The 24,212-nt window shown below is 57.2% G+C and carries 23 protein-coding genes; 12 read left to right on the top strand and 11 right to left on the bottom strand.

All coding sequences use genetic code 11. The features are described 5' to 3' along the window. Window positions 1-70: 70 nt before the first annotated feature. The 4 genes from KHU30_RS05930 (at window position 71) to KHU30_RS05915 (ending at window position 3,647) form a co-directional block, all read left to right on the top strand. Window positions 71-886 carry an OmpA family protein gene (locus KHU30_RS05930; RefSeq protein ID WP_211441654.1) on the top strand — a complete coding sequence of 272 codons (816 nt, stop codon included), beginning with the start codon at window positions 71-73 and terminating at the stop codon, window positions 884-886. A 65-nt stretch (window positions 887-951) separates the two neighbouring features. Next, window positions 952-1,428 (top strand): DUF4019 domain-containing protein, encoded by a 477-nt coding sequence (locus KHU30_RS05925; RefSeq protein ID WP_211441653.1) that lies wholly within the window; start codon window positions 952-954, stop codon window positions 1,426-1,428. Window positions 1,429-1,664: 236 nt separating this feature from the next. Then, entirely contained in the window at window positions 1,665-1,949 is a 285-nt protein-coding gene (locus KHU30_RS05920) for a hypothetical protein (protein WP_211441652.1), read from the top strand. 234 nt (window positions 1,950-2,183) lie between these two features. Then, window positions 2,184-3,647, top strand: coding sequence for a mechanosensitive ion channel (locus tag KHU30_RS05915; protein WP_211441651.1), 1,464 nt, complete (start codon window positions 2,184-2,186; stop codon window positions 3,645-3,647). Between the two features lie 208 nt (window positions 3,648-3,855). Here KHU30_RS05915 and KHU30_RS05910 read toward each other — a convergent pair whose 3' ends face one another. From KHU30_RS05910 to rsxB, 8 genes are all read right to left on the bottom strand, one after another. Beyond that, window positions 3,856-4,575 (bottom strand): ABC transporter ATP-binding protein, encoded by a 720-nt coding sequence (locus tag KHU30_RS05910; protein WP_211441650.1) that lies wholly within the window; start codon window positions 4,573-4,575, stop codon window positions 3,856-3,858. Further along, entirely contained in the window at window positions 4,572-5,321 is a 750-nt protein-coding gene (locus tag KHU30_RS05905) for an ABC transporter ATP-binding protein (protein ID WP_211441649.1), read from the bottom strand. The genes KHU30_RS05910 and KHU30_RS05905 overlap by 4 nt, the downstream gene beginning before the upstream one ends. Beyond that, window positions 5,318-6,268 (bottom strand): branched-chain amino acid ABC transporter permease, encoded by a 951-nt coding sequence (locus KHU30_RS05900; protein ID WP_211441648.1) that lies wholly within the window; start codon window positions 6,266-6,268, stop codon window positions 5,318-5,320. The genes KHU30_RS05905 and KHU30_RS05900 overlap by 4 nt, the downstream gene beginning before the upstream one ends. Then, window positions 6,265-7,134: a branched-chain amino acid ABC transporter permease gene (locus KHU30_RS05895; RefSeq protein WP_211441647.1), complete on the bottom strand. Its 870-nt coding sequence runs from the start codon at window positions 7,132-7,134 to the stop codon at window positions 6,265-6,267. The genes KHU30_RS05900 and KHU30_RS05895 overlap by 4 nt, the downstream gene beginning before the upstream one ends. Window positions 7,135-7,389: 255 nt before the next feature. Further along, window positions 7,390-8,649: an ABC transporter substrate-binding protein gene (locus KHU30_RS05890; RefSeq protein ID WP_211441646.1), complete on the bottom strand. Its 1,260-nt coding sequence runs from the start codon at window positions 8,647-8,649 to the stop codon at window positions 7,390-7,392. A 443-nt stretch (window positions 8,650-9,092) separates the two neighbouring features. Beyond that, window positions 9,093-9,791, bottom strand: coding sequence for a VIT1/CCC1 transporter family protein (locus tag KHU30_RS05885; RefSeq protein ID WP_211441645.1), 699 nt, complete (start codon window positions 9,789-9,791; stop codon window positions 9,093-9,095). Window positions 9,792-9,795: 4 nt separating this feature from the next. After that, complete coding sequence (nth, locus tag KHU30_RS05880; protein WP_211441644.1) at window positions 9,796-10,446, bottom strand: endonuclease III; 651 nt, start codon at window positions 10,444-10,446, stop codon at window positions 9,796-9,798. Next, entirely contained in the window at window positions 10,443-11,177 is a 735-nt protein-coding gene (rsxB, locus tag KHU30_RS05875) for an electron transport complex subunit RsxB (protein WP_230427195.1), read from the bottom strand. The genes nth and rsxB overlap by 4 nt, the downstream gene beginning before the upstream one ends. Window positions 11,178-11,477: 300 nt before the next feature. Between rsxB and KHU30_RS05870 the strand changes: the two genes are divergently transcribed. Then, complete coding sequence (locus tag KHU30_RS05870) at window positions 11,478-12,617, top strand: O-antigen polymerase (protein WP_211441642.1); 1,140 nt, start codon at window positions 11,478-11,480, stop codon at window positions 12,615-12,617. A 232-nt stretch (window positions 12,618-12,849) separates the two neighbouring features. Here the strand turns inward: KHU30_RS05870 and KHU30_RS05865 are convergent, their stop codons facing one another. The 3 genes from KHU30_RS05865 to ppk1 all read right to left on the bottom strand — a co-directional run bounded on the left by KHU30_RS05865 (window position 12,850) and on the right by ppk1 (window position 16,912). Then, window positions 12,850-14,085: a polyhydroxyalkanoate depolymerase gene (locus KHU30_RS05865; RefSeq protein ID WP_211441641.1), complete on the bottom strand. Its 1,236-nt coding sequence runs from the start codon at window positions 14,083-14,085 to the stop codon at window positions 12,850-12,852. Between the two features lie 198 nt (window positions 14,086-14,283). Further along, window positions 14,284-14,742 (bottom strand): SixA phosphatase family protein, encoded by a 459-nt coding sequence (locus KHU30_RS05860; RefSeq protein ID WP_098496636.1) that lies wholly within the window; start codon window positions 14,740-14,742, stop codon window positions 14,284-14,286. A 13-nt stretch (window positions 14,743-14,755) separates the two neighbouring features. After that, window positions 14,756-16,912 (bottom strand): polyphosphate kinase 1, encoded by a 2,157-nt coding sequence (ppk1, locus tag KHU30_RS05855; RefSeq protein ID WP_211441640.1) that lies wholly within the window; start codon window positions 16,910-16,912, stop codon window positions 14,756-14,758. Window positions 16,913-17,302: 390 nt separating this feature from the next. Here ppk1 and pstS point away from each other — a divergent pair, with 390 nt between their 5' ends. From pstS to phoR, 7 genes are all read left to right on the top strand, one after another. Beyond that, a complete protein-coding gene (pstS, locus tag KHU30_RS05850; RefSeq protein ID WP_407928042.1) occupies window positions 17,303-18,307 on the top strand; it encodes a phosphate ABC transporter substrate-binding protein PstS in 1,005 nt (334 codons plus the stop codon). Between the two features lie 231 nt (window positions 18,308-18,538). Next, entirely contained in the window at window positions 18,539-19,567 is a 1,029-nt protein-coding gene (pstC, locus tag KHU30_RS05845; RefSeq protein WP_211441638.1) for a phosphate ABC transporter permease subunit PstC, read from the top strand. Further along, window positions 19,567-20,457: a phosphate ABC transporter permease PstA gene (gene pstA / locus KHU30_RS05840; protein WP_211441637.1), complete on the top strand. Its 891-nt coding sequence runs from the start codon at window positions 19,567-19,569 to the stop codon at window positions 20,455-20,457. The genes pstC and pstA overlap by 1 nt, the downstream gene beginning before the upstream one ends. Window positions 20,458-20,520: 63 nt before the next feature. Beyond that, window positions 20,521-21,321 (top strand): phosphate ABC transporter ATP-binding protein PstB, encoded by an 801-nt coding sequence (gene pstB / locus KHU30_RS05835; RefSeq protein WP_230411388.1) that lies wholly within the window; start codon window positions 20,521-20,523, stop codon window positions 21,319-21,321. A gap of 49 nt (window positions 21,322-21,370) precedes the next feature. Further along, entirely contained in the window at window positions 21,371-22,075 is a 705-nt protein-coding gene (phoU, locus tag KHU30_RS05830) for a phosphate signaling complex protein PhoU (RefSeq protein WP_211441636.1), read from the top strand. 33 nt (window positions 22,076-22,108) lie between these two features. Next, window positions 22,109-22,798 carry a winged helix-turn-helix domain-containing protein gene (locus tag KHU30_RS05825; protein ID WP_098496642.1) on the top strand — a complete coding sequence of 230 codons (690 nt, stop codon included), beginning with the start codon at window positions 22,109-22,111 and terminating at the stop codon, window positions 22,796-22,798. Window positions 22,799-22,892: 94 nt separating this feature from the next. Beyond that, window positions 22,893-24,197 carry a phosphate regulon sensor histidine kinase PhoR gene (phoR, locus tag KHU30_RS05820; RefSeq protein WP_211441635.1) on the top strand — a complete coding sequence of 435 codons (1,305 nt, stop codon included), beginning with the start codon at window positions 22,893-22,895 and terminating at the stop codon, window positions 24,195-24,197. Window positions 24,198-24,212 lie beyond the last annotated feature (15 nt).

Here is a 24,212-nt window from a genome sequence, read left to right as displayed (position 1 = left end):
AGCCGGCCATGAGGGATGCGAGCATCCCTCATGGGGCTAATATCCTGAACGTCTAACGGAGGAAGAAAATATGAAACGGTCAATAATGAAGCTGAACAATCTGTGGGCGGCCGTCTATGCCGGCGTACTGCTGCTTGTCGCTGGTTCGGCCCTGGCGGAGGATCCGCCGGAAAAATTCCCGGATCGCGACTCTTCCTACATGCAAGAAGGGACCTTCGTTTCGACTGAAAACCTGCGCAACATGGGGCCTGGCCTAAGCAAGACCCAGGTCTACGACTTGCTGGGCGTGCCGCATTTCCACGAAGGCGTCTTTAACGTGAGAGTTTGGAATTATATTTTCAATTTCCGTACGGGTAAAAACAACGAATATGTGACTTGTCAGTTCATGGTCAACTATGACTCGAACTATCATGTCGCCTCTACTCGCTGGAAAGACCCGGATTGCCAGAAATACGTCAATCCGCCTGGCTCGACGACGGTTCTGGCAGACCAGCCTTACCATCAGCGCGTCACCCTTGCCGCCGACGGCTTGTTTGCCTTCGGTAAATCCGGCCTGGCCGACCTGACCGGGCCGGGCCGCGAAAAAATCGACAGCCTGGTGAGCCAGCTCAAGCAGGATGGCGTCAAGCTCACTTCCGTGGTTGTGACAGGCCACACCGACCGGATCGGCACCGAAACCGCCAATTTCACCTTGTCCAAGGCGCGGGCTGAAACCATCCGCAGCTACCTGGTGCAGCAAGGCTTGGACGACAAGGCGATCAAGGCCTATGGCGCAGGACTGTCGCAGCCGCTGGTCCAGTGCGAGGGCGAAGCCGTGACGCCGCAGCTGGTGCAGTGTTTGCAGCCGAACAGGCGTGTCGAGATTGAAGTCTTGGGAGAGAAGTAGAGGGCTGGCATGAGCCTGCTGGAGAATGCGCAGCGGCCTGGCCTCGATTCGATTGGGAGAGACAAATGATTTCATTGTTTAAAAAAGCCGCCGGTATCTGGGCGATCGCGGTGATCGGCCTGGTCTTGGCCAATCCGGCGTCGGCCCAGATAGACGGCTCGATCGACAGCGCCGTCGTCACTGCGACCCAGTGGGCGGCGATGGCCGATGCCGGCCAGGCCGACCGCATGTGGGACCAGAGCGGTCCTGCCATGCAGAAAAACATCAGCAAGGATGGATGGGTCAAGTACCTGGGGGCGGTGAAAAAGGACCTGGGCACTATCGGCGGACGTCAATGGGTGCAGATAGTGCGCATCACCGATCCGCCTAGCTTGCCGCCGGGCGAGTACATCAATATCGCATTTTCATCGCGCTTTGCAAAAGGCATGGCGGTGGAAAAAATCTCGATGCTGCAGACGACGGGGCAATGGATTCCTGTCGGTTACATCATCACGAAAATCGACGCCGGGGCGGCAGCGCCGAATGCGGCCAAGACGAAATGAACCGGCAATCATATGTATGAATATAAGTGGGAATGAGGCAGGCAAAAATATGCGGAAGAATATTTCAAAGCACTTTTGACGGCTAACCGTGTGCCAGAAAAACACGGAATATTGCCGGTCAACATTGAATTTGATAACTCTTGTGAAATGCCGTGAACCCCAATGGACATGCGGCTCGCCACTCACTAAGATTATTCTTAACGCAATTTTCCGCAATGCTGTTTCTGGAGTACGTAATGGACATCCATATCGAACACTGTTTTATCGATGAATGCGTAGACAAAATTCAAACGCTGGCAGCGCTGTCCCTCTACGGCGATAGCGTGGAGCTGGAAATCCTGGTCGTCATCCACGATGCCTGCCGTTATCTCATCCTGAGCAAGCCGGGCGATCCCGAGCTTAATTTGCTGGCGTTCAAAGAGCGGCTTGCCAAGCTGGCGGCGCATACGCATCGCAGCCTGCCGCATTACAAGAAAACGCTGGCGTACGCAGCCTCGCTCATCGTGATTCATCAGGTCTGAGAGCCTGATCTGCTTTATGCAAGGCTACTAAAATCGTCAAATATACCGCTGGTAAGGCATTCAAAGGCGGGATCAACAAAAAAAGAAATTTGCAAGTCTCGCGTTCGAGTTGATTTCGATGCGCGAATGTGGGCCGCTGCATCGACGCACGGCGCTTATTAGATAAGGTTTGCCAGAGTATTCGAAAGAGGTAACGGTCGTCAAATCGCATCACAACGTTTGAGGGAGCACAAAATGGATTTATCCAGTTTTTTTATCTCGCTGCAAAACACGTTGGGAGCCTATCTGCCAAAGATCGCCGGCGCGCTTGGCATTCTGATCGTCGGTTGGCTGATTGCTGTTGTTGCCCGGGCCGCCGCTCGCAAATTATTGAATGCACTGAAAGTCGATCAGCGTATCACCGAGAGCACCGGGCAGGGCGCCCGCATCGAGGGCATGATCGCAAGCGGGCTATTCTGGCTGATCCTTCTCATTACCGCCGTGGGCATCTTCAATGTCCTGAACCTGTATGCGGTCTCCAACCCATTCGCGCAACTCATTACGAGGATCATCAACTATCTGCCGAACCTGATCGGCGGAGCGGTGCTGGCGCTGGTTGCCTGGCTGATTGCATCGTTACTGCGCAGCATCGCAGACAAGGCGCTGCGCTCCAGTCAATTGGATGACAAGCTGGCCGAAGCTGCCGACATGCAGCCTATGAGCGGCTATCTGGGTAATGTGCTGTTCTGGTTGGTTATCCTGATGTTCATTCCCGCCATTCTGGCCGTGTTCAATTTGAACGGCCTGTTGACGCCGGTGCAAGGCATGACTGACAAGTTGCTGGCGTTTGTGCCCAACATCTTTGCCGCGGCTGTGATTGCGTTAGTCGGTTGGATTCTTGCCAAGATCCTGCGCGGTCTGGTTGTCAATCTGCTGGTAGCCGCTGGCGCGGACAAACTGGCGCAAGGGACGGAGAGCGCTACGCCGGTCAAGCTGTCCAGTCTGGCTGGCACGATAGTGTATATCTTCGTTTTCGTGCCGACGCTGATTTCGGCCCTGGATGCGCTCAAAATTGAAGCAATTTCCCGCCCAGCCACCAATCTGCTCGACCAGTTCCTTGGCGCCGTACCTAATATCGTCGCCGCTGTCGTCATCCTGCTGGTCACTTTTTATGCTGCGCGCTTTGTCGGCGCATTGTTGCAAAAGCTGCTGGTAGCCGCGGGGGCCGACAGTCTGCCGTCACTGCTCGGCCTCGAAAAAGTGTTCACCAGCTCTCTGCAGCCGTCGACGCTGGCGGGGCGTTTGGTGGTTTTCTTCGCCATGCTATTCGCGGTCGTGGAAGCGGCCAATCGGCTTGGCTTTTCGCAGGTGCGGGATGTCGTGACGCTGTTCATTGAATTTGGTGCGCACATCCTGATGGGCAGCGTCATTCTGATGATTGGTTTCTGGCTGGCCGGACTGGCGCGTCGTGTCATCCAGCAGGCGGATAACGACAACAGCAATTTGCTCGCACGCATTGCTCAGTTTGCCATTCTCGGACTGGTATTCGCGATGGGCTTGCGTGCAATGGGAATTGCCAATGAGATTGTGCAAATTGCCTTCGGTTTAGTCTTGGGTGCGATTGCGGTGGCGATTGCATTAGCCTTTGGACTAGGTGGGCGCGAGGCGGCCGGCAAATTGCTGGAGCGCTGGTTCAACGGTCGTTCCGGAAAAGACTGACGACTGACGGCCGCACTTTTAGTAAGGTCAATCTCTCAACTAGTTATGTGTGAAGCGGTTGGGTATTTTTACACTGACGGCTTCACAACAGGAGCTTACGGCAGCTGAAGATGCAACTGCAATTTTCCAGTGATTGAATGCAGAGGGGAGGGCTGACCCGCTCCCGATAAGCAGATCAAGCAATTGAAGTCATTTCGCCCCCAGGGTGCTAGGTGTCTTCCCAATTCTCAACGCTCGCGCCGGCCAGCGAGCGCACTCTTGCTTCATCGCTTGCAAATTCTTTGGCGGCGCCCTGAAAAACGACGCGGCCGTCATCAAGCACGCAGGCGCTGTCTGCGATCTCGACCGCGGCACGTACGTTTTGCTCCACCAGCAGTATCGAAATACCTTCATCGCGCATTGTTCCAATCACGTCAAATACCTCTTGAACGAGGAGCGGCGCCAATCCTTGCGAAGGTTCATCCAGCAGCAATAGCTTGGGATTGAGCATGAGCGCGCGTGCAATCGCCAGCATCTCTTGCTCTCCGCCAGATAGTTGCCGCCCCTTGTTCGTGCTGCGCTCCTTCAGGCGCGGAAACAGCTTATAGATCCGTTCGATCGTCCATGGGCCGCTCCGTTCGAGCGGCACTAAGAGATTTTCTTCCAGGGTCAGATTTTGGAAGACGCACCGTCCTTCGGGGACATAGCCAACGCCGAGCGCGGCGATACGATACGGGGGCCAAGCAGTGGTCGTTTTACCCAAGATGCGTACATGACCCTGGCTGGCCTGCGTCAATCCCATCAGGCTGCGCAGCGTGGTAGTCTTTCCTGCGCCGTTGCGGCCCAGGAGGGCAACGATTTCTCCTTCTCGGACGCAGAGTGACACCGCGTGCAGAATATGGCTCTTGCCATAAAATGTATGCAAGCCTTCGGCGTCCAAGACATTCATTTTGTTTTTCCCAGGTAAGCGGCTTGTACCTCTTCATTTGCTGCGATTTCACCTGGCGTGCCATCAGCCAGTACCTGTCCTTCAGACAGTACCGTGATGCGTTGGGCCAAGCGAAATATGACACGCATATCGTGCTCGATAAGAATCATTGAAAGTGCGTGATCCTTATGCAGGTTTCGTATCAATTGAGTGATATCGTAAGTTTCCTGGTCGCCCATGCCGGCAGTCGGTTCGTCAAGCAGCAGAAGGCGAGGCTTGAGCGCAAGGGACATAATGATCTCGACGGTGCGCTGGTCGCCTGGCGACAATTCTCCGACCAGCCGGTCAGCCTTGGCATTCAGGCCGCCCATAGCGATCAGCTCATCAACGCGTTCGCTTACCCTCATCGTTGCGGCCCGCGACAGCCACGGGCTCAGTCGGTGGCCCGCGACGATTTCGGCCGGAATTCGCAGATTGTCGCGCACCGATAGCTCAGGAAATACTTCGGTAATCTGAAAAGTGCGAGCCATGCCCATTGTCACGCGTTGATGGGGCGGCATTGCGGTGACGTCTTGCCCATCGAACAGAATGCGTCCTGCCGTGGGGGGAAACAAGCCGCTGATCAGATTGAAGAAGGTTGTTTTGCCGGCGCCATTGGGGCCGATTACGGCCCGTAGTTCGCCCGGTTCGATAGTCATCGATATTTCGTTGACCGCCCGCAAGCTGCCGAAATGGCAGGAAACGTTTTCAACCGTCAGCAAGCTCATGAATTCTCTTTTCTGCGGACGATACCGAGGACGCCACGCGGGAAAAACAGCACGACGAGAATGAACAGCAGGCCGATGAATGACATCCAGTTCTCGGTTCGACTGGAAATATAGTCCTGTAAAACGACAAAGATTGCCGCGCCAATCAACGGCCCCCATAGCGAACGCATGCCGCCGAGCACTGTCATGATGACGAAGTCTCCGGATTGATCCCAGCGCAGGCCATGCGGGTCAGCGAAATTGTTGAGCAACGCATAAAGCGTGCCGGCCAAGCTCACGAATAGGCAGGAAATCACGAAAGACAACCAGATGTGGCGCTCTATCGGGATACCGAGAAAGCGCGCCCGGCGTTCATTCTCGCGGATCGCCAGGAGGGTGCGTCCAAACGGCGAACGCAGCAGGGCCGCCATGATGGCGACGGCGACGGCGAAGCAGATCAGCACAAGATAATAGAACGCTTTGTCGCTGCCCAGGATGTCGATGGTCCGAAAGCCCAGGTTGATAGGCATGCGATGCCAGCCGGAAAGACCATCGTCACCGCCTGTGACGTCATTCCAGCGAAATGCGATGAAATAGAACACCTGCCCGAAAGCGATTGTCGCCATGGCAAAATAAACGCCCCGCAGCTTGACGATCAACGCGCCGATGACGGCGGCAGCGGCGGTGCCGATTGCCACTCCGACCAGGATGCCAAGAGCCGTGCTGGGCGCCAGGTACTTGATCGTCATGCCTACGCCGTAGGCTCCCAGGCCGAAATAGGCTGCGTGACCGAAGGACAGCACGCCGGTAAACCCCAGCAGGAAATTGAGCGACATGGCGGCCAGCGCCATGACCAGGACGCGGCTACCCAATGCGGGATAACCGCCAATCCAGTGCATCCAGAACGGCATGGTGAGCAAGGCGGCCCAGATCACGAGGTCGCCGGTGAACCGATAGCGGCTGTTCATCGCAGCCTCCCTTCTTCTCCCAGCAAGCCTCGCGGGCGCAGCAGCAGCACGAGCGCCATCATTACGTACATTACTGCCTCAGTTGCCGATGGAAAAAATACCGAGGTCACGCTAGACGCGACTCCGATTAAAATCCCGGCCAGCAACGTGCCGGGCAGGCTGCCCAGGCCGCCGACGATGATGGTAACGAAGCTTGGCATGATCAAGGAGTCGCCTATGGTCGGCTGCAAGCCGAGCATGCCGGCGGCCAGCACGCCCGCCAGTCCGGCCAGATAGATGCCTAGGCCGAAATTGAGGTTGCGCAGTATCCGGACATTGATTCCCAGCGCGGACACCATGTTGAGATCGGCAGTCCCGGCGCGGATCCGTATGCCAAGTCGCGTGTGATTGAGGATAAGGAACAGTCCGATCACTGTGGCCAAGACCAGCAGCATCATAAGCAATCGATATCCCGTCAGGAAAAACAAGGTCGAGTTCAGCGGTGTGGCCAGCGCAGCAGGTATTTCATAGGGAAGGGTCTGTGGCCCCCAGATGTAGCGGGTGCCGTCTTGAAATATGAATGCCAGTCCGAATGTCAGCAGCAGGCTGTACAAAGGATCCCGTGCATACAGCCGGCGGATCAAGATGCGTTCCACGACTAAACCAAGCATGGCAGTGAGCATTGGCGCGAACAGCAAGGCCAGCCAGAAACCCGTGTAGGGGATCAGCATATAGGCCAGGTAGGCGCCCGTTGCCAGGAAACCGCCATGCGCAAAATTGATGATGCCGCTAAGGTTGAGGATAAGCGAAAGGCCGAGCGCCATCAGCGCGTAGAATGCGCCGATGATGATCCCGTTGAAGATGTTGAAGAGGATGAGCTCGGTCATGCTGCTTTCGCCGAGGCCGCCCGGTACCTGATCCTGTGGGCAGCTCAATCTGATTCGGCGACTCCTTCCTGTCCGCTGGTTGTGCACCAGATGTTGCTCGGCGCGCATCAGTCAGTCGTTTTAACCAAGTGCGCAAACCCTGTGGCGAGCTGGCAATCGGGTACTTATGGCCGGTACTTATGGCCGGTACTTATGCCCGGTACTTATGTCCGGTACTTATGTCCGGTACTTATGTCCCGTATTTATGTCCCGTATTTATGTCCACTTCATGCTGCAACCCGTCTGTGCGACCGGCAGCGCCACATCGACGCCTTTGACCACGGCGTCCACATGAAAAAGATCTTCTGGCAGCGCTCCCTTCTCGACGGCATGTCCGACGTACAGGTTCGGCATCAGTTGATGATCGCCAGCGCGGAAGAACGGGGTGTCTGGCATCAGGGCCACTTCGGGCGGCAACTTGAAGCCCTCCAGCGCCTTGGCCAGCTTGACTGCGTCCAGAGTCTTCTCCTGATTGGCGACGAGCGCGAGAGTCCATGCCGAAACGTAGCCGAACCAGTGACGCGCCGTTGGCACTCGACCTGTTTTCTTCTTGATTGCCGCGACGAATTCGCTCACATGCGGGACGTTAGGTTGATTCCAGTACCATTCAAACACCCAGGTGCCAATACGGGCATTGGCGGGAAGTCCTTCCAGTACTTCAAGTTCCTGTTGGGCGCCCGCTATATGAAAACGCTTGTCCAAGCCGAATTGCACAGCCTGCTTGAGAGAGTTGACCGAGTCATCTCCTGCAGTCAGGAAGAGGACTACGTCTGGATTTGCTGCCTGTGCCTTGATCAGGTAAGGCGAATAATCGGTCGTCCCGAGCGGGGCCAATGCGGCGCCGACCTCTGTTCCTCCGAATGTCTTGAGACTGGCTTCAAAGCCTAGCTGCAAGGTGTGTCCGAAGGCATAATCCGGTGTGATGAAAAACCATTTTTTACCGTACTTGTCGAACAGGATTTTGGACACGGAATTGGTTTCCATGCGCGTGGTATTGCAGACCCGGAACACATTCCAGTGACAGTCAGAACCCGTGACGGCGTCGGTGTGTCCGCCGGTGACGATGTGCAAGACCTTAAGTTCGTTGGAGACTTGGCCGATCGCCAGGGCCATCGCCGAATTGACGTTGCCAAGTAGAAAATCCACCTTGTCGCGCATGATTAATTTTCGGGCTTTCTGCACGGCGGTACCAGTGTCAGCGCTCGTGGAGTCTTCTACCACCAGTTGCACCGGGCGCCCGAGAATGCCTCCCTTGGAATTGATTTCCTGAATGGCTAGCTCACATCCTGTCTGCTCGTTTTTCCCGAGTTCTGCGTAAGTACCTGTAAGGGGGTCATTGAGTCCGAATTTTATCGGCGACTCCGCTCCGTAGGCCTTCGCGATGAACGGCGCAGTAGCTTGCAAAACGCCGACTGCGGCTACGGCCTTCAGAACCTTCCTGCGCTGCTGATTGCGGATAGCTGTGCGATTGTCCATTTTTTTCTCCTTCTATGGCCAATGATCATGCTAGCTAAGGCTCGGCAGTAGGTCTCCTGAGAGCGAAGTTCGCCTTGGAACTGGCTACTGCTGCACAGGCCAATCCATGCGTAGTTCAGCACGCCAACATTTTTTGCCGAGTCGACAAATGTACTTGCGTACTGATTAACAACTTCGCTGATTTGAATATAGGACACGATCTAGTCCAGAACAAGTGCCTGGATGGTGCTGTGTCGACGGCTTCCTGCGCACAGGAATGCTGGAGTCGGCGCTTTTTGGCAATGCTTTTTGCTTTTCCGCTTTTGCCAAGAATTACTGAAGCAGCGCACGATAAATGCGTCTTGTTCGTTTGCTGAGTCGGGCCCGCCCGCCAGATTCTCGCGAACGCTGCGCTCCTGTCATAAGAGCCCTCAAAACCCAATTGCCGGATTAAACCTGGGTAGTCAACTGATCAGTCTGGCGATGGAAAAGGCTGCTGCGGCGGCCAGGCCGCCCACCATCAAGGTTTGCAGCGCCGACTTGAAAGCGCCGGTGCCGGTGACACTGCCTTTCAGGAAGCCGAAGATAAACAAGGCCAGCAGGGTGACGACGGTGGAAACCGCCAGCGCTTGCGGAATCGAATGCATCAGCATATACGGCGCCAGCGGAATCAGGCCGCCCACCAGGTAGGAGAGGGCAATGGTGATGGCGCTTTTCCTGGCGGCGCCGGCTTGCGGTTCTTCCAGCCCCAGTTCAAAGCGCATCATGAAATCGCGCCAGGCTATCGGGTTGCGTTCCAGCCCGGCCAGCATCGGTTCGCACTCCTGCTTGGTGACGCCGTATTGCGCCATGATGTCGATCACTTCCTTGCGCTCGCGATGCGGCACCTTGAGGATTTCCTGCTCTTCGCGCTCGCGCTCGGCGTAGTAGTGCTGGCGCTGGGTGCGCCCCGCCAGGTAGCCGCCCAGGCCCATGGCAATCGAGCCGGCGGCGATTTCCGCGACGCCGGCGGTGACCACGATATCGATGCCGACCGCCGCGCCGCTGATGCCGGCCGCCAGCGCGAACGGCACGGTGAGGCCGTCGGCCATGCCGATCACGATATCGCGTACCGTGTCGCTGGCTTCAAAGTGATGTTCGGTGTGCGGATGAGAATGTGGCATGAGGTCAGATCCCTTTTTCCGGCAGCGGTGTCTTGGCCTTGAAGTCGCACAAGTCGGCGATGCTGCAATTCCAGCAGAGGGGCTTGCGCGCGATGCAGGTATAGCGGCCATGCAGGATCAGCCAGTGGTGGGCGTCCAGCAGGAACTCGGAGGGCACCAGCTTCATCAGCTTGTGTTCTACCGCGTCGACATCCTTGCCCGGTGCGATACCCGTGCGGTTGGAGACCCTGAAAATATGCGTGTCGACGGCAATCGTCGGCACGCCGAAAGCGGTATTGAGCACCACGTTGGCAGTCTTGCGGCCGACTCCGGGCAGCGCTTCCAGTTGTTCGCGGGTGCGCGGCACCTGGCCGCCGTGCAGTTCCACCAGCATGCGGCAGGTTTCGATCACATTCTTGGCCTTGGTCCGGTACAGGCCGATGGTCTGGATGTACGGGATCAGGCCGTCGACGCCGAGCGCATGGATTTGCGCCGGCGTATTGGCGACCGGGTACAGCTTGCGGGTTGCCTTGTTGACCGAGACGTCGGTCGCCTGCGCCGACAGGATCACCGAGATCAGCAATTCGAAAGGCGAGGTGTATTCCAGTTCGGTGGTCGGATGCGGCAGCGCTGCGCGCAGGCGGGTGAATATTTCCCGGCGTTTTTCGGCGTTCATGGAGAGTCCTTGGCAGCCTGTCCGGCTTGTTGTTCTTTCTTCAGGCGGGCGCGTTCGATGGCGGCCTGGATGATGGCTTTCTTGCGCTGCAGCTCGGCTTGCTGTTCCGGGGTAGCGGCCGCCGCGGCGGCGACGGCCTTTAGTTTTTCTGCCGCCTTGGCCGCCAGCCGGTCATCATTTTCCTGTTTCTCGCGGCGCAGCCGGAAGCTATGGAAGTCATGGCGCGCTCGCGCAGCGTCGGCCTGCAGCTGGGTCCATGCATCCCAGCCGGTTTGCCCGGCGCTGACATCGACCATCGCAATGCAGTCGACCGGGCAAGGAGCCACGCACAGGTCGCAGCCGGTGCAGAGCTCGGCAATCACCGTATGCATCTGCTTGGCGGCGCCGGCGATGGCATCGACCGGACAAGCCTGGATGCAGAGCGTACAGCCGATGCAGGCGGCTTCATCGATGACCGCTACCGGCCGCGCCCGCTCGGCGCCGTTCAGAGGATTGAGCGGGATGACCGGCCGTTGCAGCAGTTGCGCCAGGCGGGCCACGCCTTCCTTGCCGCCTGGCGGACACTGGTTATAACCGGCGCTGCCGTCAGCGACAGCTTCGGCATACGGCCGGCAGGCAGGATAGCCGCACTTGGTGCATTGCGTCTGCGGCAGCAGCGCTTCGATGCGGTCGGCGAGGGAGGGCGAGGATGGCGCGGGCACTTGTGGCGGGAGGCTGGGTGATGACAACATGGCTCGTATTATACCGGGGCTGCAATGCCGGCGCTGCATGGCGGCGCCACGTCAAATGAAAAAGGCCGTTCCTGTGCAATGCACTGTATTTTTCTTCAAAATCAATTGGGTTAACTAATTTTCCGCAGCGATGTCGCACATGACGCGCTGTCATCGTTGATGTGGAATACCCCAATTGATCTTGTGCCGCTGACATGCCGCTGCTCTCTTCTTTATTTGCCTTGGGATCGTCTCCAGTTAAAAAAAATAGCAAGTTCCGTCGTGTAGAATAGTGTTTCTAAGACATTTCTAGGCAACACTATGCTTTCCCCAGCCTTCTTATTTCTGCTCTTGTGGATTCCCCAGATCATTGTGCATTATTTTTGGGCAGAATCCTTTGATCCATTTTTGAATGAGGCATGGATAATTGTTGCTATCGCAATTACTGGATTTCTCATTGGGACATCTGGAGCGGGGCGTCTCAAGCTCCCTGGAAAACCATTTCGCATCAGATACGTTTCTCCAAAATGGGTAAAACGCTTTATCTATTTTGCGCCATTCCTATTTGTAGGCATAATTTATTGGTTCGTAGTGAATGCCGATTCAACTTCTCCTATAGCGATACGCCTGGCAATCATCAATGCAAAATTTGCTGGCCTGCAGACCTATGAAATAGCCATCAAATTATTGATTATTTATTCTGCCTTTTGCCTTTATTTTCTTTGCTATGTAGAGAACTTGAATCGTAGATTGATAACGTTATTGCTGCTTGTCGGTACGATCGCTTCGATATTGACGACAGGACGCCTTCAATTGCTCGTGTTTACGATCGCTGCTATCGCAATTCTGAAGCGTCGTGGAGCAATTAAGACTCGGCATATGTTAATTTTTGCCGCCCTATTCGTAGTGCTCTTTTTTGGAATTGCCGTAGTTCTTGGCAAAGGTGAGGGTGATGATGGATTGATGGAGCAGATCGGTTGGAATCTGCAGGTCTATTTATTCAGCAGCCTGTCATGCTTCAATAATTTCTTGAGCACTGGAAGTCCCGCAGTCGATAGTCTCGCAATGATGCCGTCATTCTTGCGGCCGGTGTTCGACATGTTGCCACGCGATCCAGTCAATGAATTTGCTCAGATCCCGTTCAATTGCAACACATATACGGCACTGTTTCCAGTGACCCATGATTTCGGTTCGATCGGCGTTTTATGCCTTTTTATTTTCCTGGGCATATTTCACCAACGTCTTTATATGCGTTACCTCCAGTGGGGAACACCTCTCTCGATATATCTCTATGCCTTATCCCTGTACCCACTCATGATGACGGTTTTCGAAGATGCTTATTTCTCGTCATATGGTATCTGGCTGATGTTCTGGCTTCCTGTGATTGCTCATTCAATATTCTCAAGAATAGGATTTCGAGCAAGGAGAACTATTCCAATTGCCAAACCTGAAGCTGTATAACAACTTCAGCGAGTAGACCAGGTAATCCGCCTGGCGATGTCTGCAGCACCGGCATTGGAGTGGAAGAAATTGGTTTTTTGCGGAAAAGATTGCCGTTTGCGGAAATCTTATTTTTTATAAATACGCCGCACGGCCTTATATAAAAAGACTTTGCCGAATATTGCGAAAATTATAGCCGTTCCTGTGCAAGGAACGGCTTCATTACTGCGGTTCGAGGCGATAGCGCTAACGCTCAGGCGTTGGCCTTGATGAACGCGGTGATCTTCGGGCAAATGATCTCGCGCCAGCGGCGGCCGGAGAAGATGCCGAAATGGCCGCATTTTTCAGCAGTGAAATGCTGCTTCTTGGCTTTCGGGATGGCGCTGCACAGGTCGTGGGCCGCCTGGGTTTGCCCCGGGCCTGAAATGTCGTCCAGTTCGCCTTCGATGGTGAACAGCGCCACCGTCTTGATATCCTGCGGACGGACCAGCTTGCCTTCGATTTCCCAGGTGCCTTGCGGCAGGCTGAAATCCTGGAACACCGTCTTGATGGTTTCCAGATAGTATTCGGCCGGCATGTCCAGCACCGCATTGTATTCGTTGTAGAACTTGCGATGGCTTTCCGCGGATTCGTTGTCGCCCTCGCGCAGATGCATGTAGAAATCCCAGTGGCTCTGGGCATGGCGGCTGCGGTTCATCGCGACAAAGCCGGCGTGCTGCAGGAAGCCCGGGTAGACCTTGCGGCCGAAGCCAGGGTAGTTGGCCGGCACGCTATAGATGACGGTATTCTCGAACCAGCTGAACGGCTTGTCCGTGGCCAGATTGTTGACTTCGGTCGGCGATTTGCGCGGATCGATCGGGCCGCCCATCATGGTCATGCTTTTCGGCAGGTGGCTGTCTTTTTCCGTCGCCATCAGCGAAATCGCCGCCAGTACCGGCACGGTCGGCTGGCAGACGGAGATCACGTGCAGGTCCGGGCCCAGCAGGCGGATGAACGCCTGCACGTAATATATATAGTCATGCAGGTGGAAAGCGCCGGCGCTGGCCGGGACCATGCGGGCATCTGTCCAGTCGGTGATGTAGACATCGTGTTCCGTCAACAGGCCGCGCACGGTATCGCGCAGCAGCGTCGAATGGTGGCCGGACAGCGGCGCAACCAGCAGCACGGTCGGCTGTTTCAGGGCGGCGCTTTCCTTATTGCTCAAATTTTTCTTAAAATGCAACAATCGGCAAAACGGCAGGGAGGTGACGACTTCTTCGGTAATCCCGACTTCCTTATCCTTGACCAGCGTATTGACGATGTCGAATGTCGGCTTTTCATATTCCTTGCCGATGCGGTACATCAGTTCGTAACCGGCGGCGATACGTTGCGCAAACGGCGTGTGGGCAAGCGGCGAGATTGGATCGGTGAAGAGTCGGGTGCCTGCATCTGCCCATTGCACCAGCGGATGCAGCAGAGAGCGGTTGAATTCGTGGAATTGATAGAGCATGCCTTACCTCTTGGGTGGTCCAGTACAACGGGATCGGCAGTTGCAAATTATGCAATGCAAGTCCCATTTTATCTTATGCACAGAAATGCCGCAAAAATCCTGTAGTTTAACAACAACCGTATAAATCGAAATACTTTTAAACGGCTGGCCGCAAATATACCACCTGCCAGCGCGCTATGCAGGTTTTCGAACAGGCTTCTATTTGGCGATCAGGTCCGGCGACATGACCGCCTTGAGGAAGTTGGTCGTGATGTCGCCGCGCTCGCGTTGGGCAATCCACCAGATGCTGCCTTTTCGGATAGACCATTCCTGCATCTGGCCGGCTACCAGCAAGGCCGCGGCCTGGCCCAGCGTCGGCTGGTGGCCGATGATCAGCACCGGTTCGCGGTTGTTGGGCCAGTTGGCGACGGCCAGCAATTGCTCGGCGCTGCAGTCGGGGGCGAGGTCGGGATGGATCTTAAATTTGCGGCCGAGCGCCTCGGCGGTCTGCAGCGTGCGGGTAGCCGGGCTGCTGATGATCTTGCAGCTGTGCGGCAGGTTGCGGTCCAGCCAGTCAGCCATTTTCCACGCCTGCTTGTGGCCTTTGCCGGTCAGGGCGCGGCCTTCGTCCGGTTCGCCGATTTCCGCCTCAGCGTGACGCCATAGGATCAATTCCATGTTTTTTCCTTGCTCACTTGTTGGCAGGACGGGAGGGCGACTGCGAGGGAGAAAGTGCACCCAGCGCCAGCATCAGGTGGCGTTGCGCATTGTATTGTTTTTGCCGCCGATGTTGCCTGGGTTTGTTCCAGTTGCCGTCGGAACCGAGGTTCCAGGCGTTGGTGTTGTCTTTCAGGTAAGGCGTCAGGCCTTCGTTGATGACTCGCCGCTTGAGTAATTTGTCGAGTACCGGGAAGCCGACCTCGACGCGCCGGAACAGATTGCGGTTCATCCAGTCGGCGCTCGCCAGATAGACGTCATGCTGCAGATTGTTGCGGAAGTAATAGATGCGGCTGTGCTCAAGGAAACGGCCGATGACGGAGCGCACGTGGATATTCTCGGACAGGCCGGGAACGCCGGGCCTGAGCGCGCAGGCGCCGCGCACGATCAGCTCGATCTTGACGCCGTCGGCCGAGGCTTGGTAGAGGGCGCGGATGACCGATTCGTCCAGCAGCGCATTCATCTTGGCGACGATGCGCGCCGGCCGGCCCTTGCGGGCAATCTCGGCTTCATTGTGAATGGCCCGGATGATTTCCTTTTGCAACAGGAAGGGCGCCAGCCACAGGTAATCCATTTTCTTGGGCTTGGTCAGGCTGGTCAGGTGCATGAAGACTTCATTGACTTCGGTCGCCAGCTTCTGGTTCGAGGTGAGCAGGCCGAAGTCGGTATACAGTTTAGTGGTGGTCGGATGGTAGTTGCCGGTGCCGAGATGCGCGTAATAGCGCAGCTCGCCGTTGCCGTCCTTGTCGCGCTCGCGGCGGATCACCAGCGACAGCTTGGCGTGGGTCTTGAGGCCGACTACGCCGTATACCACCTGGGCGCCGGCGCGTTCCAGCCTGTCGGCCCAGTTGATATTGGCCTCTTCGTCGAAGCGCGCCATCAGTTCCACCACCACGGTGACTTCCTTGCCGCGTTGCGCCGCCAGGATCAGCGCTTCCATCAGGTCGGAGTTCATGCCGGTACGGTAAATGGTCTGCTTGATTGCGACGACATTGCCGTCGAAAGCCGCCGAGCGGACGAAATCGACTACCGGCTGGAATGACTGGAAAGGGTGGTGCAGCAGGATATCTTTCTGCTTCAGCTGTTCGAAAATGTCGCCGCCCGAGTCCAGCTGCGGCGGCAGGCCGGCAGCGAAGGGCGGGAAGCGCAGCTCGGGAACGTTGATCTGATCGATCATTTCCGACAGCCGCACCATATTGACCGGGCCGTCCACGGCGTACAAGCGGTTGGGGGCGATGGCAAACTGTTCGAGCAGGAAATGCGCCAGATGGTGCGGACAGTTGCGCGCCACCTCCAGCCTTACGGCGACGCCGAACTGGCGGCTTTGCAATTCGCTTTGCAGGGCTTGCCGCAGGTTTTTTACTTCTTCTTCATCCACCCAGAGATCGCTGTTGCGGGTGACCCGGAATTGCGAATAGGCCAATATCTCCCGCCCGCTGAACAGATCGCCTATATGGGCATGGATGATCGACGACAGCAGGCAGAACGAGGCGCCGCTGGGCGACAGCACATCCGGCAGCCGGATCACGCGCGGCAGCACGCGCGGCGCCTTGATGATGGCGATCGAGGTGCTGCGGCCGAAGGCATCCTTGCCTGCCATTTCGACAATGAAATTGAGGCTTTTGTTGACTACCTGGGGGAAGGGGTGGGCTGGATCCAGCCCTATGGGGGTCAGCAGCGGCCGGATTTCCTGGTCAAAGAAGGCTTTTACCCAAGCCCGCTGCTCTTCGTTGCGGTCGCTGTGCCGCAGCAGGTGGATGCCGCTGGCCGATAGCTGCGGCAGGATGGTCTGGTTGAGGATGGCGTACTGGCGGTCGACAATCTGGTGGCATTCGATGCTGGTGCGTTCCAGCGCGGCTATCAGGGCCGGCGGATCGGCGCTTACTCCTTCAATCTGGCTGTTGGCCAGCAGGCTGGCGATGCGGACTTCAAAGAATTCGTCGAGGTTGTTGCTGACTATGCATAAGTATCGCAATCGTTCCAGCAGCGGTATATGGCGGTCTTCAGCCTGGGCCATGACGCGGCGATTGAAGGCAAGCTGCGACAATTCGCGATTTAAAAAGCTGGGGTTGGCGCCTAACCGGGCGCTAAGTTGCTTCGTATTATCGTCCGACTTGGTTTTTTTGTTCATGAATCAGGCAGCTGGTCTCATGGTTAGGGCGAAGTGTATGTAGTGAATATGACAGCTTGATGAAGAAAATGGAAGAGCTTGAGAGGTTAGGCAATGTTATCTGGCGTGAGGCGGACCCACCCGGCAAGCCTAGTATAGCCATCTTTAATTGCGGTGCAGCAATTGTTATTTTACTGACAATCAAATGCCTTTAACATTCATTTTTTCTTCGTCATAAAGCTGTCATAAATCTTGGTTAGAGTTCGCCCTGTCTTAGGGGCTGTTGTGAAACTGGCTTCACTGCAAAGAGAACAATTTCACAACAGTCTCGACCTGGGCACACCACATTTACAGTCAACAAGGGAGTAATAAATGCGATTGAATTACCTCGTTAAAGCCGCCATTCTCGCAATGGGTTCGACACTGGCGGTTTCTTCAGTCATGGCTGCCGAAATCACCGGCGCCGGCGCTTCTTTTCCTTATCCTATTTACTCGAAGTGGGCTGAAGCCTACAAGGACGCAACCGGCAACAGCCTGAACTACCAGTCGATCGGTTCTGGCGGCGGCATCAAACAGATCAAGGCCAAGACCGTGGACTTCGGCGCTTCCGACATGCCACTGAAGGTGGAAGACCTGAATGCTGACAACCTGGCGCAGTTCCCTGCGATCATGGGCGGCGTGGTGCCTGTCGTCAACCTGGACGGCGTGACTCCAGGCCAAGTCAAGCTGACCGGCCCTGTTCTGGCCGACATCTACCTGGGCAAGATCACCAAGTGGAATGCACCTGAAATCACCGCGCTCAATCCAGGCGTCAAGCTGCCTGCGGCCGACATCACCGTGGTGTACCGCGCCGACGGTTCGGGCACGTCCTTCGTGTTCACCAGCTACCTGTCGAAGACCAGCCCTGACTTCAAGAGCGGCGTCGGCGCCGGCACTGCTGTCAAATGGCCAGTCGGCGTAGGCGGCAAGGGCAATGAAGGCGTTTCCGCCAACGTGCAAAAGATCAAGGGTTCGATCGGCTATGTTGAATATGCCTACGCCAAGAAAAACAAGCTGCTGCACACGCAGCTGAAGAATCGCGACGGCGGCTTCGTGCAGCCGGACGACGAAACTTTCAAGGCGGCCGCAGCCGGCGCCGACTGGGCCAAGACACCGGGTTTCGCAGTCGATTTCACGGACGCAGCCGGCAAGACCAGCTGGCCTATCACCAGCGCTTCGTTCATCCTGATCCACAAAACCCAGCCTGATGCAGCCAAGGGCAAGGAAGTCTTGAAATTCTTTGAATGGGCTTACAAGAACGGCGGCACTGCAGCCACCGAACTTGACTACGTTGCCATCCCGGCATCGGTCGTGAAGCTGGTGGAAGAGTCCTGGAAGTCGCAAATCAAGGACAACGCCGGCAAGGCAGTCTGGTAATTGTTGCAAGCCGCCGCCAGTCCGGTTTTGCCTGGCGGCGGCAATGTTTGCCGATGCAGATGGTTCAGAAGTACAGCGGGCAGCAGCTCAGGGAAGATTGAGCACTGCCCGTGTCGTTGATATTGTTTAGTCGCAAAATAGTCTCCACGCGAAACATCTCCAGGTCGAGCGCGGTCCGGCTGCTGGATGTTTTTGCCGCCGCATCTTATTCTTCATCGGATATCGCTACTCATGAGTGCAAATATTCCTGTCATGGCACAATCGATCTCTCCCCAGGCAAGCACCGCTGAACAGGCGGGCATATCGCACCAGACCTTGCTGGCGACCATGCGCAAGCAACGGATTCAGGATTTCCTGTTCCACAAGGTCACGCTGCTGTTTTCGCTGATCGTGCTGTTCGTCCTGCTGGGGATCATCGTCTGCCTGGCGATCGGCGCCTGGCCGGTATTCCGCGAATTCGGACCTTCCTTTATCACCACCGTCGAATGGGATCCGGTCAACGACCATTACGGCGCCATGATCGCCATCGTCGGCACCCTGGTGACTTCCTTCATTGCACTGGTGATTGCATTCCCGGTCAGTTTCGGCATTGCCCTGTTCCTGACTGAAATCTGCCCGGCCAAATTGCGCCGGCCGCTCGGCACCGCCGTAGAACTGCTGGCCGGCGTGCCAAGCATCATCTACGGCATGTGGGGCTTGTTCGTGTTTGCGCCGCTGTTTGCCGAATACGGCCAGCCTTTCCTCGCTTCCACGCTGGGCAACGTGCCGTTCATCGGCGTCTTTTTCAGCGGCCCGAAAATGGGCATCGGCCTGCTGACCGCCGGCCTGATCCTGGCGGTCATGATCATTCCCTTCATTTCCTCGGTGATGCGCGACGTCTTTGAAGTCGTCCCTGCGGTATTGAAAGAATCGGCCTACGGCCTTGGCTGCACCCGCTGGGAAGTGGTGCGCAAAGTGGTGCTGCCGTATGCCAAGACCGGTGTCGTCGGCGGCGTCATGCTTGGACTGGGACGAGCCCTGGGCGAGACCATGGCGGTGACTTTCGTGATCGGCAATGCGCAGCGCCTGTCGTGGTCGCTGTTCGCCTCCGGCAACAGTATCGCCTCCACCCTGGCCAACGAAATCGCCGAAGCTTCCACCACGCTCCACGTATCGGCCTTGTTTGCGCTGGGCCTGATCCTGTTCGTGATCACCTTCATCGTCTTGTCGATCGCCAAAATCATGTTGATGGGCATGTCCCGTAAAGAAGGTGCCAAATAATGAACTCTCCGCAAACCAACATCGACGTCCTGGCCACGCCGCTGGTCAACCCGGTCTACCGCAAGCGCCTGCTGATGCACCGTTTCGGCATGGTGCTGTCGTTTCTGGCGATGGCGCTGGGACTGGCCGTGCTGGCATGGATCCTGGCGACCCTGGTGATCAAGGGCTTCGGCGCCCTCAACATGGGCATCCTGACGCAAAACACCCCGGCGCCAGGTTCCGGCTCCGGCGGCTTGCTCAATCCGATCATCGGCAGCCTGATGCTGGTCGGCCTGGCAACGGTGTTCAGCACCCCGATCGGCATCCTGGCCGGCATCTACCTGGCCGAATACGGCGAGGAAAGCAAGCTGGCGCAGGTGACGCGCTTCGTGACCGACATCATGCTGTCGGCGCCATCGATCGTCATCGGCCTGTTCGTGTACGCGATCTACGTCGCCAAGGTAGGCCATTTTTCAGGCTGGGCCGGTTCCTTCGCGCTGTCGCTGATTGCGGTGCCGGTGGTGGTGCGCACGACCGACAATATGCTGAAACTGGTGCCGGGCAATCTGCGCGAAGCGGCTTTCGCACTCGGTGCGCCGCGCTGGAAGGTTGCATTGCTGGTGCGCCTGCGTGCGGTCAAGGCTGGTGTCGTCACCGGCGTGCTGCTGGCGGTGGCGCGTATCGCCGGCGAAACCGCGCCGCTGCTGTTCACGGCGTTGAACAACCAGTTCTTCAGCACCAACATGAACAAGCCGATCGCCAACCTGCCGGTCGTCATCAGCCAGTTTGCCATGAGCCCGTTTGACAACTGGGTGCCGCTGGCTTGGGGCGGGGCGTTGCTGATCACCTTCAGCGTGCTGGCCTTGAACATCGTATCGCGGTCATTATTCAGCCAGAAGATTCCAGGTTAATTTCCAGGCTAATTTCAGGCTCATGTATTCACTTAGATTGCCATCCCTATCATGCAAACCTCAATGAAACCGAATCAACTCGATATGACTTCGATAAAGGCGCCAATGAAGCAGCCGACCATAGAAATCTCGCAGCTGAATTTCTTTTACGGTAATTTCCAGGGCTTGAAGAATATCAATCTGCAAGTGAATGAAAAGAAGGTGACGGCATTCATCGGTCCTTCGGGTTGCGGCAAGTCGACCTTGCTGCGTACGCTCAACCGCATGTACGACCTGTATCCGGGCCAGCGCGCCGAAGGCAAGATCATCTACGCCGGCCGCAATATCCTGGAGCCGGGGCAGGATCTGAACATGCTGCGCGCCAAGGTCGGCATGGTGTTCCAGAAACCGACGCCGTTCCCAATGTCGATCTACGACAACATCGCTTTCGGCATCCGCCTCTACGAAAACCTGCCTAAGGGCGAAATGGACGAGCGCGTCGAATGGGCGCTGTCGAAAGCCGCCTTGTGGGGCGAAGTCAAGGACAAGCTGAACAAGAGCGGCCTGAGCCTCTCGGGCGGCCAGCAGCAGCGCCTGTGCATCGCCCGCAGCGTCGCGGTGCGTCCCGACGTGCTGCTGCTCGATGAGCCGACTTCGGCGCTGGACCCGATCTCGACCGCCAAGGTGGAAGAACTGATCAGCGAGCTGAAGCAGGACTACACGATCGCCATCGTCACCCACAACATGCAGCAGGCCGCGCGCTGCTCGGACTATACCGCCTATATGTACCTGGGCGAGCTGGTGGAGTTCGGCGAGACCGACCAGATTTTCATGAACCCGGCGCGCAAGGAAACCCAGGACTACATCACTGGCCGTTTTGGTTGATGCGATCTCAGGTTAAGAATACACACCGCAAAGCACAGAAAGAAATCAGATGACAGGCGAACACTCTTCAAAGCAGTACGACACCGACCTGGAAACCATTCGCTCCAAGGTATTGCTCATGGGCGGCCTGGTGGAGCGGCAGTTTCAGGAAGCGATCAACGTTTTCCGCAACGGCAACCTGGATGCGGCCGAGCGCGTGATCAAGGATGACGATCAGGTCAACCGCCTGGAAGTCGAACTGGACGATGCCTGCAGCCACCTGATCGTGCGCCGCCAGCCGACCGCCAACGATTTGCGCACCGTGATGGCGACCATCAAGGTGATTACCGATCTCGAGCGCATCGGCGACGAGGCCGCCAAGATCGCCCGTACCGCGATCCATTTGCACAAGCGCGGCATCGGCACCATCGACCATACCGAAACGGTGCGCGTGATCGCCAGCGGCGCCGCCGACCTGCTGCACGATGCGCTGGACGCGCTGGCGCGGCTGGACGAAAAGCAGGCGATGCGGCTGATTGCCCAGGACGCCGTGATCGACCGCGATTTCCGCTCGATCATGCGCAACCTGATCACTTTCATGATGGAAGATCCGCGCACCATTTCGGCCTCCATGGATACCCTGTGGGTGGCAAAGGCGGTCGAACGCATTGGCGACCACGCCAAGAATATTGCCGAATACGTGATCTATATTGTCGAAGGCAAGGATATCCGCCACACCGATTATGCGACCAGCCAGCTCGACGACGAAGTTTAATGTTTTTGATGAATATTAACTACGCATTGAAAAATGGCCGCCGATAAAACCTCTATCCTGATTATCGAAGATGAGCCGGCAATTGCCGAATTGATAGGCTTCACCATCAAGGAAGCAGGCTGGACCCCGTCCATCGTTCATACCGCTGCCGACGGCTGGGAATTCGTCCAGCGCCGCATGCCGCACCTGGTGCTGCTGGACTGGATGCTGCCCGACCAGAGCGGCTTGCGCCTGCTGTCGCAAATGCGCGCCGACCGCCAGCTGCAATCGATGCTGGTGATGATGCTGACCGCGAAAAGCATGGAAGAGGATAAGGTCCAAGGCCTGGACAACGGCGCCGACGACTACATGACCAAGCCGTTCTCGCCGCGCGAGCTGACCTCGCGGGTGAAGGCGCTGCTGCGGCGCAAGGGCGGCGATGAGGCGCCAGGCATGATGTCGGCCGGCGCGGTGTCGCTCGATCCGGCCAGCTGCTCGGTATGCCTGGAGAACCAGAAGATCGATATCGGCCATGCCGAGTATCGCCTGCTGAAATTTTTCATGGCGAATCCGGACCGGGTGTTTTCCCGCAGCCAGCTGCTGGACAAGGTATGGGGCGACCACGTAGTGATCGAAGAGCGTACCGTCGACGTCCACGTGCTGCGTCTGCGCAAGGCGCTGCGGGAATCTGAGCACCTGATCCGCACAGTGCGCAGCGTCGGCTACATGCTTTCGGCAAAGTAGCGCAAAATACAAGCCAGCCAGGTCCTGGCAGATCGCCGGCGGGGTTCGTCCTGCCGGTGGCTTAACCGATGCTTCCATCGCAAAATAGTGATTTATGAATCCACAGATGCTGTTCTGGATCCCGGCCTTGCTGCGGATCCTGTTGATCTTTGTCGTCTCAGGCGTGATCTGGGCCTTGTTCGGCGCCACCCCCGGCCTGCTGCTGGGACTCGCCCTGATGTCGGTGGCGGTGGTGGTGCAGCTGCATTACCTGTTCCGTCTCAGCGGCTGGCTGGACAATCCGCGCAGCGAGAAGCTGCCGGACGGCTGGGGCGCCTGGACCGATATTTTTTCGCGGCTTTACAGATTGCGGCGCGACGACGAAAAGCACCAGACCGAGCTGAGCGAATGGCTGGCGCGCTTCCGCCAGGCCATGCATCTGCTGCCGGACGGCGTCGTCATCATGGACGACGTGCTGTTCCTGGAGTGGTGCAATCCGGCCGCTGAACGGCATCTGGGCCTGCAGCACGGGCGCGATAAAGGGATGCGTGTTACCAACCTGATCCGCACCCCGGATTTCATCGACTACATCATCCTCGGCCGTTACGACCAGCCGCTGACGCTGAGCTTGCGCGAACGCAAGCTGATCGTGCAGATCATTCCGTTCGAAAACCGCCGCCAGATCCTGGTGACGCACGACGCCACCGAATCCGAGCGGATCGACATGATGCGGCGCGACTTCATCGCCAATGCCTCGCACGAGCTGCGCACGCCGCTGACCGTCATCAACGGCTTCCTGGAGATCGCCCAGGCACAGCCCGACCTCGATCAGAAAACCCGCTCCGCGCATTTGCAGCTGATGACAGAACAGGGCCATCGCATGCAAAGCCTGATCGGCGACATGCTCACCCTGACCCGGCTGGAGTCGGTCGATTATCCCTTGCGGCCGGAGCGCGTGAATATCGACGCCATGCTGCACAACCTGCTGCTGGAGGCGGAAATCCTCTCAGCCGGCAAGCATGTGCTGTCGCTGACGGTCGACGGCCCGGACATCAATGGCAGCAGCGACGAGCTGCGCAGCGCCTTCAGCAACCTGATTTCCAACGCGGTGCGCTACACGCCGGCCGGCGGCAAGATCCAGATCGCCTGGCAAAACAGCAAGGCCGGTCCGCAGCTGGTAGTCAGGGATTCGGGCATCGGCATCAGCAGCGAGCATATTTCCCGCCTGACCGAGCGTTTTTACCGGGTCGACAAGAGCCGTTCGCGGGAAACCCAGGGCACCGGCCTCGGCCTGGCGATCGTCAAGCATGTCCTGCTGCGCCATCACGGCACCCTGGGCGTGGAGTCGCGGCCGGGCGAGGGCAGCGTCTTCACCGTCAGGCTGCCGGCAAGTTCGATTGTTGCTGAAGAGGAAGTTTAAGCGTCCGCGGCACGG

This window comes from Collimonas humicola, assembly GCF_018304945.1.
Lineage (GTDB): Bacteria > Pseudomonadota > Gammaproteobacteria > Burkholderiales > Burkholderiaceae_D > Collimonas > Collimonas humicola.
The sequence above is the reverse complement of the archived record's forward strand: the minus strand, read 5'-3'. Positions and strand labels throughout refer to the sequence as shown.